The organism is Corynebacterium sp. HFH0082, assembly GCF_000411235.1.
Lineage (GTDB): Bacteria > Actinomycetota > Actinomycetes > Mycobacteriales > Mycobacteriaceae > Corynebacterium > Corynebacterium jeikeium_D.
Genome location: NZ_KE150404.1, coordinates 87,604 through 109,854 on the forward strand (window position 1 = coordinate 87,604; position 22,251 = coordinate 109,854).

The following is a 22,251-nucleotide window of genomic DNA, read 5'->3' on the forward strand; positions in this document are numbered from 1 at the left end:
CTACTCTCCGGCGAACGTCTCCAACTGCCGAATGGCGCCCGAGACAATCAACAGGTCACCTGCGGTAATGCGGTCGTCGGCAAGCGCAGGGCGGAAGCGCTGACCGCGCTTTTGCACGGCGACAACCGTAATCGGTGCGCTCTGGTTAATCTCCGCCACGGTCTTATCCAGGCAATGGATCGGCGGCGCGACCTTACCGACTGCGTAGTCGCGATCGAACTCAAGGAAGTCCTGGACCTTGCCGCCGATTAGGTGCGCAATACGACGGCCAGTGTCGGCCTCCGGGCGAATGACATGGTGCACACCGATCTGGCCCAGAATCTTGGCGTGAGCCTGGTTATCAGCTTTCGCCCAAATCAGCGGTACATCCATGTCCACCAGCGCGGACGCGGTCAGTAACGACGCTTCGATATCACTGCCGATTGCAATGACCACGCGTTCGGCTTCATCGACACCGAGCTGCTTCAGTACTTCCGGCATGGTGGTGTCGGCGGTGACCACGTGGTCGAAGGTCGAGGACAGCTCCTGAACCACCTTTTCGCGATGGTCTACGCAGAGAACCTCGATACCGCCAGCGACCAGCTCCTCGCCGAGCGCCTGTCCGAAACGCCCCATGCCAAGGATTACAACAGGAGAAGAGCTGACTTGGTCGGCGAAATGCTCTGCAAAACCAGCAAACGGGTTGAATTTCGAGTTAGCCAATGAAGGGCCTTTCTTCCGGATATTCGTAGATGCGCTGGCGTGGGCGGGCGGCCAAGGCCGTCGCCAAAGCGATCGGGCCAACACGTCCGGTGAACATCAGCACGATGAAGATTGCCTGTGCTGCCACCGGCAGATTAGCGGTTATGCCTGTGGATAGGCCTACCGTGGCGAAGGCACTGACTACTTCAAAAAGGATTTGATCAGTAGAAAACTGTGGCGCTAGGAAACTGACGGCGATCACTGCCAGAAAAACCTGGCCAATACCGAATGCAAGAACGACGAGGGCCTGACGCAGCACCTTTGGATTGAGGCGCCGCCGAGCCACGGACACGGAGGTGTCACCGCGAATCTCCGCGAGAACGGCGGCGAGAATGACTGCCGACGTCGTGATTTTCACGCCACCTGCAGTACCACCGGTGCCGCCGCCAATGAACATGAGGAAGTCAGTGCCCAGCAGTGTCGATGGGTGGAAGTCCGCGTAATCGAGCGCGTTGAACCCCGCGGTACGCGGGCTCACACTAGCGAAGAATGAGTTGAGTATCTTCTCCCCTGTAGTGAATCCAGACATGGCATTGGACCACTCACCAAATGCCACCATGATTGTGCCCAAAGCAATCAGCAGGATGGTGCCTTTGATAGTGAAGCGAGTAGTCAGAGACCAGCGTTTAGGCAACTGCCCTCGCGTGCGGACACTAAGCCACGCTTTCAGGTGTCGCCAAGCCTCGAGCAGAACAGAAAAACCCAGACCACCAACGATAAGAGAGAAGGCCAACGGCAAAAGTATCCAGGCATCACTGCGGAACCCAATGACGTTGTCCGTATACAGAGCAAAACCGGCATTGTTGAAGCTTGAGATGGCATGGAACAAGCCCTCCCACGCAGCTCTCCCCCAGCCGTACCCATAACCTAGGTGGAACCGCAGCATAAGTGCCACTGCCACAACAAACTCCACCAACAGCGTGAAGCTAACGGCAGCACGGACAACCCACGAGATCTCGCCCATGTCCATACCGCGGCCCTCAACGCGCGCACCGGCACGGCGGTTCAGGCCGAGCCTTCCTGCTACGAAGAGGCCAAAAAGAGAAGCCAAGGTCATGAACCCGAGGCCACCCAGCTGAATCAACAACATGATGACGACTTTGCCGAAGGTTGACCAATGGGTAGCCGTATCTACGGTGATCAATCCGGTCAGGCTCGTTGCCGAGGTGGCTGTGAACAGCGCATCAGACAGCGCCGTGGGCAGGCACATATCCCCAGGGCTCGGGGCACACTGCCCCGTGGGGTGGCTATTGGCTGCCGAAATCGGCAGCATTAACAAAACCGTGCCAACGGTTATGAGGGCGACATAACACCACACCACCAACGTCGTGGGACGAACTCCCCGACGTGATTTAGTGGTCTGCCGCGACAGCGTAATCACCATCGAAACGTTAGTCCTCGTGGCCAGCGGTGTCGAGGGGATCCGAGAATTCTGCCCCTTACGCGTACCCGACTAATAGGGGAACTGCCTTACGCCCCATGCACAGTTGCAATATCCGTACACAATTCGCGCTTAATCCCCGCCCCCACACCCCACCCCGCTTTGGCTACTGCGGAAACCTTGAGTTATGGTCAGATTCATGATGACACCCCTGATGAACACACCCGCGCCGTGCGGCGCACAGTGGTGGTGGCTCGCTTAAGTCTGCGAGCAACGTCACGTCATCTCATTAATGTCGACGGCAAACCCGTCAAGTACGAGCTCGCAAGAAGATAAATCTGGCGGGCTCTTTTCTTTTATCGGTTCGAGACTTTTATCGGTTCGACAAAGAGAACCAGGGCCCGCTGAAATAAACAACAGCAACGAAAGGCCCCCTCAATGACTGATTACAACCCCAGCGCGGATGCCATCGCCAAGGCTTCAGCACCGACTGCAACTAGGGTGCCGTCGGCAAGCGTTAACGGCGCGGGCGAGGTGCGCGAAACCCTCTTACCTGCATTTTTCGGTCGCTTCGGCGGACAGGAAGTGCCAGAGTTCCTGCTGCCAGCTCTCGATGAACTGGAAGCGGCTTACATCGAGGCGATGAGCGATCCGGAGTTCCAGCGCGAGCTGGAAGAACTGCGTCGCGATTTCCTCGGCCGCGCGACCCCGCTGTTCGAATGCCGTCGTCTATCCACGCCGAACACGACGATTGTGCTGAAACGCGAGGATTTGAACCACGGCGGCGCGCACAAGGGCAACAACGTGGTCGGCCAGGCGCTGCTGGCAAAGCGCATGGGAAAAACCCGCCTCATTGCTGAGACGGGTGCAGGCCAGCACGGCACGGCCACCGCGATGGCCGCAGCGCTGCTGGGACTTGAGTGCGAGATTTACATGGGCGCGCACGATGTCGCCCGCCAGCACCCCAATGTCGAGCGCATGGAGCTCATGGGCGCGAAGGTCGTTCCCGTCACCACCGGCGAGGCCGGTTTGAAAGATGCTATTGACGAGGCACTGGTCGAGTGGAGCAAGACTCTCGACTCCACTTTCTACCTGCTGGGCACCGCCGCCGGTCCGCACCCATTCCCCACTATCGTGCGTGAATTCCAGCAGGTCATCTCGGAGGAATCACGCAGCCAGATGGTCGAGCGTTACGGCAAGCTTCCCGACGCTGTGATCGCAGCCGTCGGTGGCGGCTCCAACGCCATCGGTGCATTTGCTAACTACATCGACGACTCCGATGTCGCCCTCATTGGCGTCGAGCCCGCAGGTGAGGGACTCGACACCGATCGTCACGGCGCGCCCATCAATGCGGGCAAGACTGGCGTCCTTCACGGCATGCGCTCATTTGTCATGCTTTCCGACGACGGCGAGGTGTTGCCATCGCACTCCATCTCGGCGGGCTTGGATTACCCGTCTGTTGGCCCGGAGCACGGCATGCTGAAGGAGAATGGCCGCGCCAGCTATGTCGGGATTACCGACGAGGAGGCGCTGGAAGCGTTCCAGCTGCTCAGCCGCATGGAGGGCATTATTCCGGCGATGGAATCCTCGCATGCGCTGGCGCAGGCCATTAAAATTGCGCGACTCCGTGAAACCGACCCTGCCGCTGGTAGCGAGCTCGGGCTGCCGGTTCACGAAGGCGATGAGCCTTTGCTGTTGCTCGTGAACCTGTCGGGTCGCGGTGATAAGGATATGGAGCAGGTCCGGGAGTACCTGAACCAGTAGGAATAACCAGTAGGGATTGCTTCCCCACTAGCTGCCTAGCAGGAATCGGACCAAAGCTAATTCTTGTTAGGCAGCGCGGCGGTCGTCGGCGGCGATGCCCTGGTTCGGGTTCGCCTCCACGATGGCTTCGGCAAGCAGCGATGCCAGCGCATCCTGCTTAGATTCCTTGCCGTCCCGGAAAATCGGGGACACAGTATCCATAATCTCGTTGAATGCGTTCATCAGAGGTCACCTCTCTTAAGATCTCTTTGATCTTTATTGTTGGACTTCTCCAACCGATTCTTTGCGATTCCGCAGTTGAAACAATGTTTCATCGAACCGATTGGAACTTATGACTTGCAACCGTAGACCACAACACAAGACCTGGCAAGCACTAAACTTTATTTTTAGTTAACCTTTTGTTAACTTTTGGACGTTTTTTAGCGCAATCACTGCACCACAAACAGCGCCCCTCAGCGCCACCCCAAGCCTCGCTTCACCGCTCCCGACAACGGTTTCAAAAATCACGCTTTTACACAGCCAAAAACAGGGCGCGGAAGCATCTTTCGGTCGGACATAAACTATCCCCACTAAAAGCGCTTGCAACCATCGTTGAACATGAGTTACACACCGCGCTCAATCGTCACCCCGTGCGGGGATAGCCGCCAACTCCTCAGAGGCCAACCCCATCGGCAATTAAAGAAAAAGGGTCCCCTGCCAGCGGAAATAGACCACCGACAGAGCTGCCGGCTGTCAAAGATGCTGCCACGAAGGCCACCCCACTCCACTATCGCCCCAACCCCAGCCTCACTTGATGTGACCGCAGCCACAGAGCCCTCAATCTGAGGCGGTTTTCCGCCTTTACAGCGAACGGGCGATCAAGAAAACAGAGGCCCAACGGCCCCTTCCAGGAATGCCCCAACATCGGCTCTACCTGTGGCCGCCGGTAGAGGATTTAAAGCAGCGATTTGCTCGTCGAGCTCCCTATCTCGACCGGCTGAAAAACACCCCTGAAAGGGTGAGGTAAATCACACCGTGAGCGCCACTAAAGCCGCTTTAACCACGACCAGTAAATACCCCAATACGCCGAACAGCCTCTTCCATCTCGGACGTCTCACCGGCGAAGCAGAGGCGAACCCACTCATGGCCGTTCTCTGTGTCGAAGTCGATTCCAGGGGCAACGGCCACGCCCGTTGCAGCCAACAGTTCCCGTGCCCATGTCATGGAGTCGACGGAGTTCGGGTCGTCGTAAAGCCCTGCGATATTGGCGTAGATATAGAAACCGCCGTCGGGCGGAGCGATATTACCGAGACCGACGCGGGGCAGCCCCTCGAGCAAAACGTCGCGGTTGCGTGCGTAACGCGTCACGTGCGAATTGAGCTCGGCAATGGACTCGGGGCTGAACGCTTCCACCGCCGCTGCCTGCGAAATTGCCGGTGGACAGACAGTGAGGTTGGCTTCGAGGCGATCAAGCGGCGCACGCAGCCACTTGGGAACGATGAGCCAGCCGACGCGCCAGCCGGTCATCGAGAAGTACTTACTGACACTGCCAACCACGACCGCCGCGTCGGAGAACTCGCGTGCAGACGCACACTGTCGGCCATAAGTAATGCCGTGATAAATCTCGTCGGAAATGAGCAGGCAATCGTGCTGCTCACACCACTTCGCAATGGCACGCAGCTCGTCGGCATCGATAATGGTGCCAGTGGGATTATCCGGACTGGTGACAATCACGGCCTTGGGCACGCGCGGAAGTGCCTGCAGGTGCTGGGCAGTGAGTTGGAAACGAGTCTCGGGACCGCAGTCGATCTCAACAATGTTGGCGCCGAGCGCCTGCAGCGTATTGCGGTATGCGGGATAGCCCGGGCGCGCGAGCACAATATCGTCGCCGACGTCGAGCGCTGCGAGGAAGAGTGCCACGAAACCGCCGGAAGAACCGGTAGTGATGACAACATCAGCGGCCTCCGTGGCCGTGCCGTAGTTTTCACGATGCCAGGCGGCGATGGTTTCACGCAGCTCAGGCGTGCCGACGGCCGCTGTGTAGCCTAGAACCTGATTTTCTAAATCAGCACGCGCACGGGCAATCGCGGCAGCCGGGGCCGCGGTCGCGGGCTGTCCCACGCAGAGGAATAGAGCATCACCGTGAGTACGCTGACGCTCCTGTGCGAGCGCGAGAACATCCATCACATGGAAGGGTGCGACCTCACAGCGGCGGGATGCTAGGTCGCGCTGGGGCTGGGATGCCTGCGGTGACTGCGAGGAGTTTAACGGCTGCGGTGACTGCGACGACTTTGGCAACTGCGGAGATTCGGCGTGCATACCTTCATCTTTGCAGCCACCGAGGCCACCCGGGAAATCCAGTTCAACCCGGGTGGGTGCACCAGTGAGGTATCCGAGTGCAGCCTGACCGCCTCGGGCATTATTTAGATGGAAATGCGGCCCTCAACTGCAGGTAGTGCAATGTCGGTGCGGTAGTGCGAGCCCTCGAGCTTAATGGTCTTGATGGTCTCGTACGCCTTGTCGCGGGCCTCTTCCAGCGTGTCACCAACGCCGATAACGTTGAGCACACGACCACCAGCGGAGACCAGCTCACCTGCAGCGTTGCGGGCAGTACCAGCGTGGAGAATGCCATCTTCCTCGCGGCCAGGCTCTGCACCTTCAATGACATCACCCGTGCGAGTCGATACCGGGTAGCCTTCAGCGGCCAGTACAACAGTCAGAGCGTAACCATCACGCCAAGACAGCGGACCGAAGTCCGCCAATGTTCCGGTAGCAGCGGCGTTGAGCAGCTGCGCCACCGGGGACTCCAGCAGCGCCAGCACGGCCTGGGTCTCCGGGTCACCGAAACGGCAGTTGAACTCAATGACAGCCGGGCCGTCCTCGCCCCAGGTCAGACCCGCGTACAGCAGACCCTGGAACGGGCAGCCGCGAGCAGCCATTTCACGAGCGACCGGTTCGCAGACCTCGGCGACAATGCGCGCAGTTGCGCCTTCCGGCAGCCAGGACAGCGGGCTGTAAGCACCCATGCCACCGGTGTTCGGCCCCTCGTCATTATTACCGACGCGCTTGTGATCCTGAGCCGGCAACAGCGGGACGACGGTTTCGCCGTCGACCAGGCAGAACAGGGAAACTTCCGGGCCGTCCAGGAAGGACTCCAGCAGCACCGGGTTACCGGCTGCCAGCACCGCCTTTGCGTGTTCGAGAGCCTCAGCGCGGTCCTTAGTGACCACGACTCCCTTGCCAGCAGCCAGACCGTCATCCTTCACGACCCAGTTCGGGCCAAAGCGGTCAATGGCGGCCTCGATGTCTTCGTCGGAAGCCTCCGGTTGGATGGCCTCTGCCGAGGCGGTCTTTACCCCAGCCGCCTTCATGACGTCCTTAGCGAAAGCCTTGGACCCCTCAATCCGAGCTGCATCAGCGTTCGGTCCGAAGACTGCGAAACCAGCGTCGCGCAGCGCGTCTGCCACACCCGCGACCAGCGGAACCTCAGGGCCAATAACAACCAAATCGGCCCCAATTTCCTTGGCCAGCGCAACAGCGCCAGCGGGGTCATCCACGACCAGTGGATGCATGGTTGCAATTTCACTCATACCCGCATTACCAGGGGCTACGTGAAGATCAGTAGCCTGCGGGTCCTTACTCATTGCGTACAACAGGGCGTGCTCACGGGCACCGGAGCCAATTACGAGGATGCGCATAGCAATCATCTTACTAATCAGCCCGGATAACTCTCATCGCACCCAACCCCTCAATCCGCTATTCGGGTTACCCTTGGCACATGAGCACAGTATTTACCAAAATCATCAACGGTGAACTCCCCGGTCGTTTTGTCTACCGCGATGACAAGGTCGTCGCATTTTTGACCATCGAGCCAATTGCGCCTGGTCATACGCTGGTCGTCCCTGTTGAAGAGGTGGACAAGTGGACGGACGCCTCGCCTGAGCTATGGGCTCACCTCAATGAGGTTGCCCAGAAGGTTGGTCAGGCTGTTGTCTCCGCTTTTGACGCTCCGCGTGCTGGCTATCTCATCGCCGGCTTCGAGGTTCCCCACACCCACATTCATATCTTCCCTGCCCACGATATGTCCGGGTACAACCTACAGTCGGTAGATCGCAATCCTTCCGCAGAGTCCATGGATGAGGCCGCCGCTAAGCTACGGGAGGCCCTCGGGACTGACGAAGACGGAAAGTTGGTGCGCTAATCGCCGCTTCAAACGAGGATTTTCGGGAAGAACAACTTCCGGTAGTCCCTGCCCCTGAAGCGCAGGAACCGGAGGCGCAACAACCGGCTGCAGCTGAAGGATCAGCATCGCTTCCCTATGCCATCTTCCGTCCGCTGCGCGGTGTTTTCGAAGATAACTGGGGAGCCAAAGTATCCAAGTCCCGGCCGTGGCCGGTCATCCTCCTGCACGGAACAGGCCAGGTCAAGGGCATTTGGGAGGCCCTTGGCGGTCAGTTGCGGGAGGATGGCTGGGCTGTCTTCGCGCCAGACTTTGGGCACCGCGCAACAGACCCCATCAATCAGTCCATCGACATGCTCGTGCCCTACATCAAGGCTGTCCTGCACGCCACTGACGCAAAGCACGCCGTTATCGTGGGGCACTCGCAAGGCGGCTTAATCGCCACCCTGCTTTCTCTACGCATTTCCAAGTACATCAAGCATGTTGTCTGTCTTGCCGCCCCCAATCACGGCACCAACCTGGGCGGCATCGCTTCCGGCATCACTAAGATTCCCGGCACGAGGTCGCTGATGAGCAACTTTGTTCAGAGCTACTGGGGCGTTTCCGGCTTGGAACAGCTCACGGGCTCAAAGATGGTTTTGAACTCCAATTCCCACGATATTCTCGGCCCCGGCGTTACTTACACCTGTATTGCCACTAAGTATGACCAGCTCATTTCCCCTCCACAGTCCTGTTTCTTGGATGATGGTGACACAGGCATGGTCACCAATCTCTATGTGCAGGACACGTTCCCTCAAGCCATCGTTTTGCATGAGCAGATGGCGCACGATTGGCGCCCCCGCGCGCTTACTCGCGAGGCACTATTCAAGCTGGTAGGCGAGGATTTTGACCCAATCGAGCATGCGGAATAGACCGCTCCTAACGCGGATTTTCCCACCGACAGCCGCACATCCGTCCCTGCCAAATCCAAGTCCAGCGTCGGGGGACCTCAGAGACCCCGTTCCGGTTATCGCACTTCATGGCACGCTCGATAGTCCCGGCGCGTGGGCACCGCTTGCCGACGGACTCCGTGCCCGCGGCCGCCGAGTCTATGTACCGGCCTACGGAGACCGTGGCACTGCTGCCCTCGTAGATTCTGTCGCCGAAGTCGAGGCCTATATCAACGGAGTCTGCACTGAAACGAACTCGGACACGGTCGATATTGTGGCTCACTCGCAGGGTGGGCTACTGGCTTTCCTGCTGTTTACGCGTCTTGCAAACCATGAATGCGAGCGTTTTTCGTTTCGACGTGTCATCAGTGTGTCGGGCTCTGTCGGCGGTGTAAATCTGACTGAGATCTCCCGCATTTTGGGCTGGTGGAATGGGGCTCCTGCCCGCTGGCTAATGGGACAGGCTTTAGCCGATCAAATTGCGGTAGCGGCAGGACAATATGAACTTCCTGCAGCCAACACTGCCCCACACCTCCGAAGGCGCAAGGCAGCCACACCTGACTGGATTAATGTCATCAGCCACCATGACAACCTGGTCATTCCGTGGTCCGATACCGCGCAGAGCTTCCTGCCGGACAGTCGAGCTGTTTTGCTCGAAACCGAGCTGGAGGGCAGGTCTGTTGCGCATTGGAAGCAGCAAACAGACCCCGAAGTGATCGAACTGATCACTCGGCTATTGGCGTAGAGCTTCGACCTAGAACTTGGTCAGCGACTCGCGCGCGGTGACGACATCCGCAAGCAGCTGCTGCGCGGCTGGCGAGGGGTTATCGGAGGTGAGGGCCTCGATGACGACGTCGGGAAGCCCTGCGGCGCGGTAGTCGTCGACAGTGACATCGCCGTACTCGAGGACCCCGTGGAGCCATGCGACTGCACGCGACTCTGGTGAAATGCAGCGTCGTGCGGTGCGTTCCTGCTGGACGAGCACATCACGGTTTTCCACCCCGCGCATCCCCAGCCGTGCAAGAGTGCGAGCAGCAGAGATGAGGTTCTCACCGGCAACACAATCCTGCTGGTTCGGATTGGCCGGCGGCTTCTTACGACCACGACGGCGCACGTAGAGCTCCTGCTGACCAATACCGACCAGGGAGCCATCGCGGTTTCGGATTACAGAGGTGTATGGAACGACCGTCGAATAGCCACCTTCAGTTTCGGCCTTAAGCTTTTCGACCATCTCATCCGGCACCTCTACCTCAAGGTACGCACCATTCTTACCCGGCCGGATAAATTCAAACGACCCAGTTCGCGTCCACGCCTCGTACTTCTTGACATCCAGACGCTGCATAACCAGCGTGCCAAACAGCACATCCGTCATCGAAAACAGTGCACCGCCAAATGCCGCGCCATGCATATTCGCAGTCAGAGCGTTTAGGCGCAGCTCCAATCGCCCCTCAGACCAGTCATCCGCAATCTCAGTGATACGGATGCCGGTGCCAAACAGCGGCGGCCAAATGTTCAGCAAGAACTTTGCCTTAGCCGGGGACATCTCTTTCTCAGCAAGTTTGTACAGGGTGCGTCGCAGCGATGGACCAATAGACATAACTACTTACATTAGGTGTTGACCGGGCGAACGCGGGCATTATTGTCAGAAAACAAAAGTGTGTCAGCTTCAGCACATGCTTTACGACGGTTCCCGCGCCCCACCTTTTATTAAGACAGCGACTATTTCAGCGACTATTTAGGCAGCAAACCGTTCCGCCAGCGTATTGACGCGCAGAGTGAAGAAATCCCGCAATTCCGCGTAGCGGGAATAACCATAAATCCCGCGGTCAGCTGGGTCATCATATTCCCAGCGCTCAGTCTCTACATCTGGCGCGATGTAGTCCGAAACGTCGATTTTCCCCACAACAATGACCACATCCGCACTGTCTGCGAGAGACGGCGTGAGTTGATGAGGATCGCCATCGCACCGTGCCCCCACCTCACAGAGCGCACGCCGCGCGTCTTCATCCAGACCGCGGTCATCATCATCGATGCTGATACCTGCTGACAACACTGTCAGGCCTGGGGCAGCTTGCCGCAGCAGCCCTTCTAGTACGCGTGAGAGTCCCATGTTTGAACTACTGACAAAGAGCACCTCTGACATGGCTCTATCGTAGAATATTTTTCTCGGAGAAATCACCCCAGCTTGTGGGGTTTTCTGGAAGGTTTTGCAGAAAAATGCCAAAAGCGCCCATAGCGCAGGCCCTTCCCCGAGACCAGCCCTATCGACGCTTATGACTTAAGAACAAAGTCCACTTTACATGCGCATGTAACCCCTGTGAAGCGTGGGGCTAGAGTTGCAGATGTGAAAGCTCCGTGGCCTGTGATTTTCCGGCTGTCGGCGTTGCGCTGTCCTGCTGTCGGTGTTGCGCTGTCCTGCTGGCGGCGTTGCGCTGTCCTATCGATGCAATATTCACCTATCGATACGCAGCAGCGTGGCCATAAGTGAATAGCTCATCCATATGTTGACCGGGACTTCCGACAACGTGCGCATAAGTGAAAGAAAATTCCCCCGCCCCAGCCCCCGACAGGCATTTGCCCTTTAATCAGTCTTCAAACGCACCCTTTGTTCCCCGCCCGACCTCCTTAAACCGGATAAAATTGGCGGGGCCGATCGCTCGCGAATAGGAGAATCACCGTGACCGACTCTCGCGATATTAAACCTTTTGCATCCAACCGCGGCCCCAAAGTGACCTCCATCGGTGCCATCATCGGCGCAGCAGCAGTGGGCGGCCTGCTTCTCGGAGGTGTCGGTGCGGGCACCTGCTTGGCGGTCTTTGATTCGCCCGAGCGCTCTGACTACGTCATGCAGCCCGCGCAGCGTGAGGTGCAGGCTGACATCATGGACTCAGACGATGTGCTCACCCCGGAGGAAGAACAGCGCATGCTTCGCGATGTCTCCCGGATCGCCGCCCCTGACGTGGTCCAAGGGCTGCACTACATGGTCTTTGCCGAGAACAAGGAAAACGTTAATGACTCCGTAGAGGAGTACCTGCGCGATAACCACCAGGAGCTCATCGGCAAGGATAAGTTTGCTGATGGCCAGGTCTTCGTCGGCGTGGGCCTTGATCCGCGCCAAGCCTTCGTCTTCGCGGGTGAGGACGTGGCTGCTCAAATGAAGCTACGCAAGAATGACAGCCATCTGAAACAGTCCATCGAAGCAATTAAGCCGGGCGTGCGGGATGACAACATTCCTGCTGGCCTCTTTGCTGGCGCAGCGGCTGCAATCGACGTAGACCGTGCTGCGGATACTCAGTACGAGGGCGCAAAAGAGGACCGGATGGCGGCGGCCGTTGGCCTCGGGGTGGCGGGCCTGAGCGTTGGCGGCGCTGGTGTCGGCCTCGCCGGCGGTGTACGCCGCAGCCGGCAGAAGAAGACACAGCAGGCACGCGAGGACTGGGACTACGTGTCGCAGACCTACACCGATGTGGCGCAACGGCTAAGGGAGATTGATATTCGAGCGCACTCGCTCCAATCAGGGCTGGTGGATGAGCGCCTGCGCCAGGACTGGGAGGGTTTGCGCGATGACTTCCTAGCAATCGATAGCCAGGTTGGTTTCCTCATGTCGATTCCGGCGGATGCGCCAGATGAGCAATTCCGCTCACACTCCGAGCTCATCGCCAACGCGCGCCAACTGTGCGAGCGCGTGGAAACCGCTGAGGCCAATATTGAAAAGCTGCACCGCATTGAGAACGCTGATGCGGATGCTCGCCGCTATGAACTCTACGAGCTGGAGAAGGATCTGGCACAGGCAGGCTACTTGGCCGCAAGCATCGACTCGGCGCTTGAGCGCCACGCGAAGGAGTTGGAAGATGCCGCCACTGAATTATCCAAGGAACCACACCATCCGCAGTTCATGGAGCGCTACCTAGAACTCTTGGATCGCTCCGCGCTCTTGTCGGAGCACGTGCAGTCCCAGCTGCAGAAGCGCAATGAGGCCGACGAGCGCCCCGAGCGCACGCGCATCTACGACTCTGATTTCTTCGCTGGCTCTGGCTACCACGGCTACGTGCCCTTCTATGTCGTGAGCACCTGGGATAGCGATGCCACCACTGCCCGCGACAGCTCTTCCAGTAGCGGTGGCGTCAACAGCGGGTTTAGCTCAGGGTTTTCCGGTTCAGGCGGTTCTTCCAGCTTCTAAGCCGACTTACGGGACAGAGGGGATGCGGACGTTCTGTTAGACGATTTCACCCCTCACGCTACTTAACCCCTACATTTTCCCCTTTAAACCAAAGAACCCCAGGCCGGAAAACTTCCTGACCTGGAGTTTTGGAGCCGGAAACGGGACTCGAACCCGTAACCTACCGTTAGGGTACCCTGTAAAGGTTTGACCTATAATGCCATTTATGCCTGTCAAAGCCGTTTCTCGCGCCACACAGGGACACCTCCCCTACTAATTTTTGAGGAAAGTCTTTGGGGAAGTGCGGAGTTTTCCGAAGTAGACCCGCAGCTGGACATACGCCACAGCCTGAGTACAAGACTTAACCGGCGGTGGCTACACGGTGTCGACTAGGGGCCACACACCCCTTGCCCCAGCAACCCCTGCCCGTCGCACCCCTACCCCCCACGCATAAAAATGGACTGGGATTGCCCCCAACCCCTCAATTCCGGTTACTGCTCCTGCCACCCCACGTCGTCGGGTGTGACATCCCGGCGCGGGCCCAGTCGCGCAGCGCTCGCCACTGGTATCTCGGATGCAGTACCGCAGATACCCGTCGAAGAGCTGGACGCCTATCTACCAGTCCCGCAGCAGCCCGCCACTCTGCAAATCCCACAACCCCGACCCATCAGCTAGGGCTTTGTCATGCCTTCTGCACCGAGGCAGACGCTCATACCCTTCGACAGGCCGGCGAGGCGGTAGGCGGCTAGCGGGTCCCAGGCACCCGCGGCAAGCCGCCCGGCGCGGGCAACGGCGCCCCTCAATGGGCGAACACAATTGGTAAATTGGTCGTTTCAGGCTATCAATAGTGTCGCAATGAGAGCGCCTAGTGAAATAGCGAGCATCCCTAAGCAATTGACCCAAAACTCGCTACCTAGAAACTTGGCTCGGATATGTGCGATTGCTGCGGTGCAGAAGTAGGCAATGACTCCAACCATCGTCGCTATTCCAATGCCTGGTATCCAGAGCCCAATAATGAGTCCACTTGCTGCTAGGCACTTGATAACGATAAGAGCCCACCACCACTCTGTAGGAAGTCGTACTCCTCTGAGGCAGGCCTCGATGAATGCTACGGGTTTGAGCGAGAGTACCGCGTCTCCGAACAAAATGGCTGCAAGAATGATGGAGGGCCAAGCAGGCGAAGATTCGAGAATCATTATTTTACTCCGTACGCGATTTTAAGACGGGAGATGGAACTGTTCGCGTGAATGGATAGTTCGTCGGTGTCGTATGCACCGGCAGCCCAGCCAAGAAGCAACCCAAGATAAATGTTGTAAAGGATTGTCGCGAACTCTTTAGCGTCATCTTTAGGGAGCATATTGCCTAGGCGCAACACGATTTCATCTACCAAGAGAGTTCGAAGCTCGTTGAGAATCTCTCCGTTGTCTCCCTGTGTGATTAGGGCAGCGCCATACGCTTTCGATAATTCTTCCTGCCCAGTAAACATTTTCAGGAAAGGAGCGAGAACGTCGAGAAGGTTGTCTGATTGTCCACGGAGCTCATCGTGCATGACGGTGATTCGATGTCCGATGGTCTGAATCAACAGCGACTGCTTGCTCCCGACGTTCATAACGGTTCCAACGCTGACGTTAGCTTTCTGCGCGATGGCACGCACATTTGTATCCGCGTACCCGACTGACACAAAAAGGGCATAGGCGGTATCCAAGACTTTATTGCGCGTCGCCTCCTTTTGAGTAGCACGACTTGATTGAACTTGTTCACTGAACATGTTCAAATCGTATCGCTACATCAATCTACGGTCAAGTAGCGATGTGGTTATCCAAGTACATTGCTGTCATGAGAGGCGAGCGGGTTTCCTGCTTACAAGGAGGAAAGTTATAGCTGATCGTCACACACCTACATGTTTTTGCCAGACCAGCTTCTCGGGCCAATAGACTCAAGGATTGCCGAGCGCTTGGCCGATAAGCCTACGAGCTTGTTCCACGGCCAACGCACGACAGGGGCACCGACGACGCGGGTACTGCCTATGCGTGACGACCCATCCGGCACATACCCCCACCCTGGCAAAACTCTGGCCGGGCTCTAACATGGGCAGGCTTGCCGCACCTCGCCGGCGACGATGTGGCGCAGGCCGACCGGGAGCTGCTGCCTGCGGTGATTTCCTATCACGACCTCCGTCACACGGTAGCGACCGCCATGGCTGCAACGGGCAACGCGGCGCTGGCCACCTTGCAACTGGGCCATGCCTCCGCCTCGACTACGGAGGCCGCCTACATCAACCGCGCGGGAGATGTTGACAACTCCGCAATCATTGAAGCGTTCGCTGCCGACGCGCTGGCAATTTTCGGCGGCTAGTCGCTGCCCTCCTGCCGCCGCCCCTGCGCCCTCTTGGCGGGTTAAGTAAAGAAAAGTGTGTCCGCATGCCACCATAACCCCAGACCACACACCACAAATCACCAAAGAATAGCTCCCCGAAAGCTATTACCCACACCATCCCGCACCTCCGGCCACATTTGTGCTAACCGCACACCGGTTGGATTAAAGGATGACCACCAACCGCCCCAGCTGCCCACTATGCGGCAACAACACAAAGAAAAACGGCACCACCAGCAAATCAACCACCCGTTGGCGCTGCACCCACTGCGGACACTCCTTTACCCGCAACACCCAAACCCACAACAAAAACACCGCCACCATGGCTTTGTTCATCCAATGGGCCACCGGCACCCAATCTCTAACCACCTTCGCCGCACACCATGGCGTAACCAGGCAAACCATGCACCACCGATTCCGATGGTGCTGGTGGATCATCCCCACACCCACCATCGACTCATTCCGCATCCATGACCAAATCTTCCTCGACGCGACCTATCTAAAGTCCGGATGCCTCCTGATCGCAGCCAGTAAAACCCACGTCATCAACTGGACCTGGGCCAGACACGAAACCACCGCCGCCTACACCGAACTCCTACGCCCCATTGCCGCACCACTAATCGCAGTCACAGACGGCGGACAAGGTGCCCAATCAGCCATCCACCACTGCTGGCCAACAACACGCATCCAACGCTGCCTCGTCCACGCCCAACGAACAGTCCGCCGCCACACCACCAGCAACCCCCGCACCGATGCCGGCAAAACCCTCTACCGCCTAGCCCTGAAACTCACTCGCATCACCGACCTTGACCAAGCATCCACATGGGTCGCCCACCTGCACGAATTCGACCACACCTACCGGGAATGGATGAACGAGAAAACCACCATCAAAGACCCTGCTACCGGCGCCTACACCAAGGTCTACACCCACCAACGCGTCCGAGCGGCCTATCAATCATTGCTATCTCTGCACCGCAGAGACCTGCTGTTTACCTACCTGCAACCCCCACCAACAACCATCGACCCCGACAACCTTGCAGCAACAACAAACAGCCTCGAAGGTGGCATCAACGCCCCCATAAAAGAACTAGCCCGCAGACACCGCGGACTATCACTACCGCATCAACGCACAGTGATGGATTGGTGGCTGTATCTACATACAGAAGTCCCTGACGATCCGGTCAAGATCGCCAGGGACCAACGATGGGGTCAAGACGCACTTTCCACAGCAACAGACCTGATCACCCACAACACCACAGCCACTACCAATGACATCGGTGCACCAGCAGAATACGACACCGCCATCGACACCAGCTACCAACACAACCTCGGCATCCAAAAAGGCTGGATCAAATAACCGCAACACGCCCGGAAAAGACACACTTTTCTTTACTTAACCCCTCTTGGCGCGGGGGTTTTTGCATTGGAGCGACGAAAAAGGACCCAAAAAGGACGCGAGCACCCTTTAAACCAAAGAACCCCAGGCCGGAAAACTTCCTGACCTGGGGTTTTGGAGCCGGAAACGGGACTCGAACCCGTAACCTACTGATTACAAATCAGTTGCGCTACCAATTGCGCCATCCCGGCAACTTTAAAGCGACCTTTTGGCGTTAGCCGTCGCTGGCTCGAAAGAATCAGAGTCAACCTGAGAATCGAACTCAGCTGTGCCGCTGACAGGCGATTGTACAGGTTGGCAAGCAGAAGTTAAAAACGACACCACAGGAAAACTGCAACCGCACTTCTTGAACACTTTTCCACACGCTAAAAGCCCCGCTCAGATAGGCAAATTCACCGCCTCAAAAACGAATTAAGATTCTCGGTCACTGACGGGGTAGTGTGACTATCGCTAAATCACTGGGGCTATGTTTCTGCAACGTCTCCGCATCGCGTCTTTGCAGCATCACTGCAATGCACCCCAGGCAGTATCGGGGAAAGGAAGTGTCGACATGTCATTCGCTGGTGACAGCAATTCCAACGCCGGAGAAAACTCCGCTGCGAAGAATGATCTCTACGACGCTGAAGCCACTGTCTCTTACGACGACACTCCGCAGACCCAGTTTCCTGCAATCGAAGGTCAGTCCACCTTCAAGCAGCGCGTGATTGATTTCGTTTCCGGCCCAACGGCAACTGTCGACCTAGTGCACTCGACTACTACCCCGCTGCCGCTGGCACCGATCGATTATTCCGACCCGAGTCAGGTCACGGCCGTACTCGATCTCGCTGCTCGCATCGGCGGGCTATTGCTGGCATGTGGCTCGGGCAACCGCGATACCGAGCTACAAATTAAGGCCGTGACCTCAGCCTATGGCCTCACCCAAATCCAAGTCGATATCACGTTGACCTCCGTGACGGTCTACCACCTCATCGGCGCGCGCCGTACCCCTATTACCGCGATGCGCGTTGTCACCGCACCAGTGCCCGACTTCGAGCGCTTGCGTCACACCGACCGTGTCATCCGCCGAATTCGCGCGGGCCACCTGAGCTTGGAGGAGGCTATTGAGGCTATCGACAAGGTCGAGCGTGAGCCCGCAAAATACCGCCTCCGCGTCATCTACACTGGCTGGGCATTGCTGGCTTCATCTGTGACAGTGCTGCTCGGCTCGAGTTTCGAGGTCGCCCTTATCGCGGCTGCGGTCACACTGGCCATCGTCATCGTGATTGGTGAACTCGCTGCCCGCGAGTTGCCCACATTCTTTCAGAATGCAGTCGGCGGTCTCATTGCCACGCTCTCCGCTGCTGTGCTCAATGCGGCGCAGGCGTATCTCCCCTTTGAGATGCAGCCATCCAGGCTGATCGCCTCGGGAATTATCGTGATGCTCGCCGGCCTAACCCTCGTGCAAGCACTGCAAGACGGCATCACCGGCGCACCTGTGACTGGCTCCGCGCGCTTCTTCGACACCATGTTGTTGACCGGCGGAATCGTCGCTGGCATCGCAATGGGCATCGAGTTTTCCGGAATGCTGGGCATTCCGCTTCCCGACGTCATCGCGGGTTCTGACCTCAACCTGGCACAGGCGACAGTGAGGGTGATAGCGGGAACTACCGCCTCAATCGCATTTGCGTTGGCCTCGAATGCTGGGTTCACCGCGTTGTCAGTGTCCGGAACGGTCGCTCTGCTGGGGTCGATGACCTACTACTACGTGTTGACTCCACTGGGAGTTCATCCGGTGACCAGCGCAGGCGCGGCAGCAACGCTGATTGGTCTCATCGGTGGCCTGCTGGCACGACGTTGGTCCATCCCGCCGCTGATTACGGCAGTGGCAGGCGTAACCCCGCTGCTTCCGGGTATGACGATCTACCGCGGTATGCACGCACTGCTGCACGACCACCCGACCAAGGGGTTTACGGCGCTAGCCTCAGCGCTAGGCATTGCGACGGCACTAGCTGCGGGTATTGTCCTCGGTGAATGGATGGCGCGCAGGCTCCGTCGCCCTCGCGCACTGCGCGAAGACAGTGGCCTGACCCGTCCAATCCGGGCCGGTATGCGTCGCATCCGTCCTGTGAATCCGCGGAACAAGCCTCGCCGTCCACGCAACTACCGCTTCAAGGGCGGTATGAACCCGCGTGTGGACTAGCCATTCCGCGGGGCAGCCACTGCTCAATCCGCGGGACAGCCGCTGCGTGGACTAGCCGTATCCATGGGAGCATTATCCACACCGCGCGACCTATCAACAACGTGGTAGAATAAGGTTTTTGAATTGTAAGTAGCGCTTAAAGCTGAAACTGCGTCATCACAATCCCATTCCTTCTTCACTGAACTCGGTTGAGCTCAGTGCCGGGAGCATGTGGCGAGATGGCTGGCAGAAGTAGGTGTATGGGGCGCAATTAAGGCCATGCTTGCCAGGAGGATTCGTGCCACCGAAGGTCACAGACACTCGCACTGCTCAGAACGAGGCTCTTCACAAGGTCGAAGAAAAGACCGCTGCTGGCGCACGGCGAATTGTTGCTACCTTCGCCGAGGATTTCTACGATGCCGTCACTCTGATGTGCATGCTCGGAGTGGAGAAGGAAGGCCTGAGCTTCAAGAAGGTTCACGAGGAATACGAGAAGGAAAACGCTCCGAAGACCGCAAAGCGCACACGCAAGTCCACTAAGAAGACTGCGAAGAAGTCGACCAAGAAGGCCGCAAAGAAGACCACTCGTAAGACGGCGAAGAAGGCTGCCAAGAAGGCCGCTAAGAAGACGACGAAGAAGGCTGCTAAGAAGACCACCAAGAAGGCAGCTAACTAACGGGGTCACGCAGCATGGGTCGGAGCGGGAAAAAAGCGGTTGCCGCAGTAGCTGTCGTTGCGGCAGTGTCCATGACGGCTACCGCATGCCAGGCAAAGCCGGCAGCGGAGATCGTCGGCAAGCAATGGCAGATAACCGCGATCTTTGATGACCCAAACCTGCCCCACGGTGTGCCGGACGGAACTCAGGCGCCGACTATTACGTTGGGGCAGACAACATATACCTTCGCTGATTCCTGTGGCAACGGCTCTGGTTCGCTGCAGTGGAAGGGCGAGGCGGTCGAATTCGGTACCCCGGAGCAGACTCGCAGTTTGGACTGCTCAGACCAGGCGCAGACCTATTCGGAGCGTTTCCACAAGATTGTGGCGGGCGAATTCGTCTACACGCAGGACAACAATGGTCTGCGCATGCGAGAGATGAAAGACCCCAAGCCAGGCGAGGATCGCCGTGGCTGGACTGCGACAACTTCGGGTTACACCGAGGGGCGCTGACGCCACTTCTGATCGACAGGCGCATCGGTGCCGGGGTGAGAAACCCGTGCGTAAGAACCGCGGTGGTAAATGAGCGGATTGATTTCTTCACGCTTGCCGATAGCCACAATATCCGCCGTCACAATCCAGTGATCGCCGCCTTCGTAAACATCGACGACGGTGCAATCAATCCACACGGAGCAGCCGTGCAATAAAGGGTTGCCCAGCTCAGAGCGGGTCCACTTCCCCGTCTTGAACTTTTCGCCATTACTGCGGCCGAAGGCTGCCGAGATATCCTCCTGATCCTCGGCCAACACATTGACGGAGAAGCGTCCAGCGTTCCGTATATGCGGCCAGGACCGCGAGGTCTTCATGACAGTAAACAGAACCATCGGTGGAGTGAGACTCAGCGAGGAAAAAGACTGGCAGGCGAAACCGTACGCTTCGCCTTCATCCTCGGTGGCGATAATGGTCACGCCAGTGGTGAACTCACTCATCGCGCCACGGATAGACATTTCATCCAATTCGACGGGGCCGCCAAGTTCGACATGGTCGTCGCGGGTAGCTTCCGGACTATTGAGAGCCGCAGCTGATCGGTCGGTGCTCGAATTTGTTGAATCTGTCATGTAATAGACCTTAATCTGAATCCGAACACAGTAAAGACGAGGTGGGGTTTACCACCCCAAGAGCCCCCGATAGCGCCACGATGTTGTTACCCTCGTCGGCCCGCTACCCGGCTGACGGTGCCGACGGCGCTGCGGTTGTCGATCCAACGACAAACTCAGTCTCCAACAAGACGCGAGGAGCGCGACCGCTGTCCTCGCGTGCGGCCTCAAGCTCCTCGGCCAGCGCGCGGCCGACGGCAATGCCCTTCTGCCTATTCGGCTGAATTACAGTGGTCAGCTTGTGGAAGAGGGCGCGCTCGATTCCGTCAAAGCCTGTGATGGACAGGTCCTCCGGAACACGAATTCCGTTCTCCTTGGCATATTCCAAGACCGCAATTGCCTGAGTATCCGTGGTACAGACCACCGCCGTGAGATCCGGGTTGTCGGTCAGCAGCTGGCGAGCCGCATCGCGGTTATTCTCGCGGTCATTGAGGTGGCGCTCGATGATAGGCACATCCACCTGCTGAATACCAGCCTCGGCAAGCGCTTCCAGCGCACCTTCGACGCGGTTCTTCTGCACCTGGTGATGAGCTTCTGCCAGCCGCTTCTCCGTGACATATCCCGAGTTCGGGGTACGCGACAATCGCACTGACAAGATTCCCACCTTGCGATGTCCCAGTTCAGTCAGGTGTCGCACCGCGGGCTTGATGGCCTCACGGTCATCGATGCCCACAAACGGTAGAGCCACCGCATCTGCAGGCTGGTCGCACACGACCGTCGGCAAGCCACGGGCGCGCACGGCAGCGAGGAACGGGTCGTTGTCCGCGACGGAGTAGACCACGAAACCGTCGACCACCGCTTGCCGAATCAGATTGAGATCTACGTCCCCGCCCTCCTCGGAGGAAGCTGGAATGACCAACATGGAGTCGCCCATTTCGCCGAGCTCCTCTGCGAGGCCGGCGAGAAAATCCACCGACGCAGGGTCTTCAAAAGCGAACGGGAGGTGCTCGGTGAACAGCACGCCGATGGCGCCAACCCGGCGCATGCGCAGACCGCGAGCCATTGGGTCCGGCCCGGGATAGCCAAGCCGCTCCGCAGTTTCCAAGATGTGCTCCCGCAACTTCTCCGAGAGCTGGTCAGGGCGGTTGTACGCGTTGGACACAGTCGTGCGCGAGACCCCAAGTTCTGCAGCGATGGAAGCCAAGGTGCCACGACGACGCCGACTTTGCACGGAATACCGACCCTTCTTGAAAAACCAACAGCGACTGCCCGCTCAGATATCTTCGTCCAGCTACCTCAGGTAGAAAACCTCGATTTTATGGAAAAGAACTACAACGAGCATCACACGCATCTAATCGCGGACAACTTTACCCAACGAATGTGCGCGACTGTCATTTCGGCCACTCCGGCAGAGGCCCGCCTTGTGACTGGGTCTCCGCA

At 58.0% G+C, this 22,251-nt stretch carries 21 protein-coding genes and 1 tRNA gene; 10 read left to right on the forward strand and 12 right to left on the reverse strand.

What is annotated here, in order from left to right; genetic code table 11:
* A complete protein-coding gene (locus tag HMPREF1206_RS00395; RefSeq protein WP_016421425.1) occupies positions 1-702 on the reverse strand; it encodes a TrkA family potassium uptake protein in 702 nt (233 codons plus the stop codon).
* Complete coding sequence (locus tag HMPREF1206_RS00400; RefSeq protein ID WP_016421426.1) at positions 695-2,125, reverse strand: TrkH family potassium uptake protein; 1,431 nt, start codon at positions 2,123-2,125, stop codon at positions 695-697. Before HMPREF1206_RS00400 ends, HMPREF1206_RS00395 begins: the two co-directional genes overlap by 8 nt.
* 435 nt (positions 2,126-2,560) lie before the next feature.
* Here HMPREF1206_RS00400 and trpB point away from each other — a divergent pair, with 435 nt between their 5' ends.
* Positions 2,561-3,886 carry a tryptophan synthase subunit beta gene (gene trpB / locus HMPREF1206_RS00405; RefSeq protein ID WP_016421427.1) on the forward strand — a complete coding sequence of 442 codons (1,326 nt, stop codon included), beginning with the start codon at positions 2,561-2,563 and terminating at the stop codon, positions 3,884-3,886.
* A 66-nt stretch (positions 3,887-3,952) separates the two neighbouring features.
* Here the strand turns inward: trpB and HMPREF1206_RS11175 are convergent, their stop codons facing one another.
* From HMPREF1206_RS11175 to purD, 3 genes are all read right to left on the reverse strand, one after another.
* On the reverse strand, positions 3,953-4,108 hold the full coding sequence (locus HMPREF1206_RS11175) for a hypothetical protein (protein ID WP_016421428.1): 156 nt from the start codon (positions 4,106-4,108) through the stop codon (positions 3,953-3,955).
* An 813-nt stretch (positions 4,109-4,921) separates the two neighbouring features.
* The gene (locus HMPREF1206_RS00410; RefSeq protein ID WP_042388927.1) at positions 4,922-6,049 is read right to left on the reverse strand and encodes an aminotransferase class I/II-fold pyridoxal phosphate-dependent enzyme; all 1,128 of its coding nucleotides are present in this window, start codon (positions 6,047-6,049) and stop codon (positions 4,922-4,924) included.
* Positions 6,050-6,288: 239 nt separating this feature from the next.
* A complete protein-coding gene (purD, locus tag HMPREF1206_RS00415; protein WP_042388932.1) occupies positions 6,289-7,563 on the reverse strand; it encodes a phosphoribosylamine--glycine ligase in 1,275 nt (424 codons plus the stop codon).
* Positions 7,564-7,643: 80 nt separating this feature from the next.
* Here purD and HMPREF1206_RS00420 point away from each other — a divergent pair, with 80 nt between their 5' ends.
* The 3 genes from HMPREF1206_RS00420 (at position 7,644) to HMPREF1206_RS00430 (ending at position 9,719) form a co-directional block, all read left to right on the forward strand.
* On the forward strand, positions 7,644-8,066 hold the full coding sequence (locus HMPREF1206_RS00420) for an HIT family protein (protein WP_005511554.1): 423 nt from the start codon (positions 7,644-7,646) through the stop codon (positions 8,064-8,066).
* 203 nt (positions 8,067-8,269) lie between these two features.
* On the forward strand, positions 8,270-8,956 hold the full coding sequence (locus tag HMPREF1206_RS00425; RefSeq protein ID WP_255348483.1) for a triacylglycerol lipase: 687 nt from the start codon (positions 8,270-8,272) through the stop codon (positions 8,954-8,956).
* Positions 8,946-9,719, forward strand: coding sequence for an alpha/beta fold hydrolase (locus HMPREF1206_RS00430; protein WP_016421432.1), 774 nt, complete (start codon positions 8,946-8,948; stop codon positions 9,717-9,719). Before HMPREF1206_RS00425 ends, HMPREF1206_RS00430 begins: the two co-directional genes overlap by 11 nt.
* Positions 9,720-9,728: 9 nt before the next feature.
* Here the strand turns inward: HMPREF1206_RS00430 and HMPREF1206_RS00435 are convergent, their stop codons facing one another.
* Together HMPREF1206_RS00435 and HMPREF1206_RS00440 are read right to left on the reverse strand one after the other, a co-directional pair.
* Positions 9,729-10,571 carry a PaaI family thioesterase gene (locus HMPREF1206_RS00435; protein ID WP_016421433.1) on the reverse strand — a complete coding sequence of 281 codons (843 nt, stop codon included), beginning with the start codon at positions 10,569-10,571 and terminating at the stop codon, positions 9,729-9,731.
* Between the two features lie 138 nt (positions 10,572-10,709).
* Entirely contained in the window at positions 10,710-11,084 is a 375-nt protein-coding gene (locus tag HMPREF1206_RS00440; RefSeq protein ID WP_016421434.1) for a hypothetical protein, read from the reverse strand.
* Positions 11,085-11,651: 567 nt separating this feature from the next.
* On the opposite strand from HMPREF1206_RS00440, the gene HMPREF1206_RS00445 reads away from it, so the two are divergent.
* Positions 11,652-13,154, forward strand: coding sequence for a hypothetical protein (locus HMPREF1206_RS00445; protein ID WP_016421435.1), 1,503 nt, complete (start codon positions 11,652-11,654; stop codon positions 13,152-13,154).
* Positions 13,155-13,966: 812 nt separating this feature from the next.
* On the opposite strand, the gene HMPREF1206_RS11240 is transcribed toward HMPREF1206_RS00445, so the two are convergent.
* Positions 13,967-14,329 (reverse strand): DoxX family protein, encoded by a 363-nt coding sequence (locus HMPREF1206_RS11240; RefSeq protein WP_016421436.1) that lies wholly within the window; start codon positions 14,327-14,329, stop codon positions 13,967-13,969.
* Positions 14,329-14,901 carry a TetR/AcrR family transcriptional regulator gene (locus HMPREF1206_RS00455; RefSeq protein WP_016421437.1) on the reverse strand — a complete coding sequence of 191 codons (573 nt, stop codon included), beginning with the start codon at positions 14,899-14,901 and terminating at the stop codon, positions 14,329-14,331. The genes HMPREF1206_RS11240 and HMPREF1206_RS00455 overlap by 1 nt, the downstream gene beginning before the upstream one ends.
* 329 nt (positions 14,902-15,230) lie before the next feature.
* Between HMPREF1206_RS00455 and HMPREF1206_RS00460 the strand changes: the two genes are divergently transcribed.
* Both HMPREF1206_RS00460 and HMPREF1206_RS00465 read left to right on the forward strand, forming a co-directional pair.
* Complete coding sequence (locus HMPREF1206_RS00460; protein ID WP_016421438.1) at positions 15,231-15,488, forward strand: tyrosine-type recombinase/integrase; 258 nt, start codon at positions 15,231-15,233, stop codon at positions 15,486-15,488.
* A gap of 190 nt (positions 15,489-15,678) precedes the next feature.
* Positions 15,679-16,863, forward strand: coding sequence for an IS256-like element IS3503 family transposase (locus HMPREF1206_RS00465; RefSeq protein ID WP_011018353.1), 1,185 nt, complete (start codon positions 15,679-15,681; stop codon positions 16,861-16,863).
* 154 nt (positions 16,864-17,017) lie between these two features.
* On the opposite strand, the gene HMPREF1206_RS00470 is transcribed toward HMPREF1206_RS00465, so the two are convergent.
* Positions 17,018-17,093 (reverse strand) — tRNA-Thr (locus HMPREF1206_RS00470).
* A 359-nt stretch (positions 17,094-17,452) separates the two neighbouring features.
* On the opposite strand from HMPREF1206_RS00470, the gene HMPREF1206_RS00475 reads away from it, so the two are divergent.
* The 3 genes from HMPREF1206_RS00475 to HMPREF1206_RS00485 all read left to right on the forward strand — a co-directional run bounded on the left by HMPREF1206_RS00475 (position 17,453) and on the right by HMPREF1206_RS00485 (position 20,227).
* Complete coding sequence (locus tag HMPREF1206_RS00475) at positions 17,453-19,081, forward strand: threonine/serine exporter ThrE family protein (RefSeq protein ID WP_016421439.1); 1,629 nt, start codon at positions 17,453-17,455, stop codon at positions 19,079-19,081.
* 277 nt (positions 19,082-19,358) lie between these two features.
* Complete coding sequence (locus HMPREF1206_RS11180; protein WP_016421440.1) at positions 19,359-19,736, forward strand: hypothetical protein; 378 nt, start codon at positions 19,359-19,361, stop codon at positions 19,734-19,736.
* A gap of 14 nt (positions 19,737-19,750) precedes the next feature.
* Entirely contained in the window at positions 19,751-20,227 is a 477-nt protein-coding gene (locus HMPREF1206_RS00485; protein WP_016421441.1) for an META domain-containing protein, read from the forward strand.
* On the opposite strand, the gene HMPREF1206_RS00490 is transcribed toward HMPREF1206_RS00485, so the two are convergent.
* Together HMPREF1206_RS00490 and HMPREF1206_RS00495 are read right to left on the reverse strand one after the other, a co-directional pair.
* Positions 20,209-20,832 carry a flavin reductase family protein gene (locus HMPREF1206_RS00490; protein ID WP_016421442.1) on the reverse strand — a complete coding sequence of 208 codons (624 nt, stop codon included), beginning with the start codon at positions 20,830-20,832 and terminating at the stop codon, positions 20,209-20,211. The genes HMPREF1206_RS00485 and HMPREF1206_RS00490 overlap by 19 nt on opposite strands.
* Before the next feature lie 103 nt (positions 20,833-20,935).
* Entirely contained in the window at positions 20,936-22,042 is a 1,107-nt protein-coding gene (locus HMPREF1206_RS00495) for a LacI family DNA-binding transcriptional regulator (RefSeq protein ID WP_016421443.1), read from the reverse strand.
* Positions 22,043-22,251 lie beyond the last annotated feature (209 nt).

Bases quoted from the DNA above. Each gene is read 5' to 3' on its own strand.
- HMPREF1206_RS00400 (WP_016421426.1), bottom strand. From the start codon at position 2,125: ATGGTGATTACGCTGTCGCGGCAGACCACTAAATCACGTCGGGGAGTT.
- trpB (WP_016421427.1), top strand. From the start codon at position 2,561: ATGACTGATTACAACCCCAGCGCGGATGCCATCGCCAAGGCTTCAGCA.
- HMPREF1206_RS11175 (WP_016421428.1), bottom strand. From the start codon at position 4,108: ATGAACGCATTCAACGAGATTATGGATACTGTGTCCCCGATTTTCCGG.
- HMPREF1206_RS00410 (WP_042388927.1), bottom strand. From the start codon at position 6,049: ATGGATGTTCTCGCGCTCGCACAGGAGCGTCAGCGTACTCACGGTGAT.
- purD (WP_042388932.1), bottom strand. From the start codon at position 7,563: ATGCGCATCCTCGTAATTGGCTCCGGTGCCCGTGAGCACGCCCTGTTG.
- HMPREF1206_RS00420 (WP_005511554.1), top strand. From the start codon at position 7,644: ATGAGCACAGTATTTACCAAAATCATCAACGGTGAACTCCCCGGTCGT.
- HMPREF1206_RS00430 (WP_016421432.1), top strand. From the start codon at position 8,946: ATGCGGAATAGACCGCTCCTAACGCGGATTTTCCCACCGACAGCCGCA.
- HMPREF1206_RS00435 (WP_016421433.1), bottom strand. From the start codon at position 10,571: ATGTCTATTGGTCCATCGCTGCGACGCACCCTGTACAAACTTGCTGAG.
- HMPREF1206_RS00440 (WP_016421434.1), bottom strand. From the start codon at position 11,084: ATGGGACTCTCACGCGTACTAGAAGGGCTGCTGCGGCAAGCTGCCCCA.
- HMPREF1206_RS11240 (WP_016421436.1), bottom strand. From the start codon at position 14,329: ATGATTCTCGAATCTTCGCCTGCTTGGCCCTCCATCATTCTTGCAGCC.
- HMPREF1206_RS00455 (WP_016421437.1), bottom strand. From the start codon at position 14,901: ATGTTCAGTGAACAAGTTCAATCAAGTCGTGCTACTCAAAAGGAGGCG.
- HMPREF1206_RS00465 (WP_011018353.1), top strand. From the start codon at position 15,679: ATGACCACCAACCGCCCCAGCTGCCCACTATGCGGCAACAACACAAAG.
- HMPREF1206_RS00475 (WP_016421439.1), top strand. From the start codon at position 17,453: ATGTCATTCGCTGGTGACAGCAATTCCAACGCCGGAGAAAACTCCGCT.
- HMPREF1206_RS00485 (WP_016421441.1), top strand. From the start codon at position 19,751: ATGGGTCGGAGCGGGAAAAAAGCGGTTGCCGCAGTAGCTGTCGTTGCG.
- HMPREF1206_RS00490 (WP_016421442.1), bottom strand. From the start codon at position 20,832: ATGACAGATTCAACAAATTCGAGCACCGACCGATCAGCTGCGGCTCTC.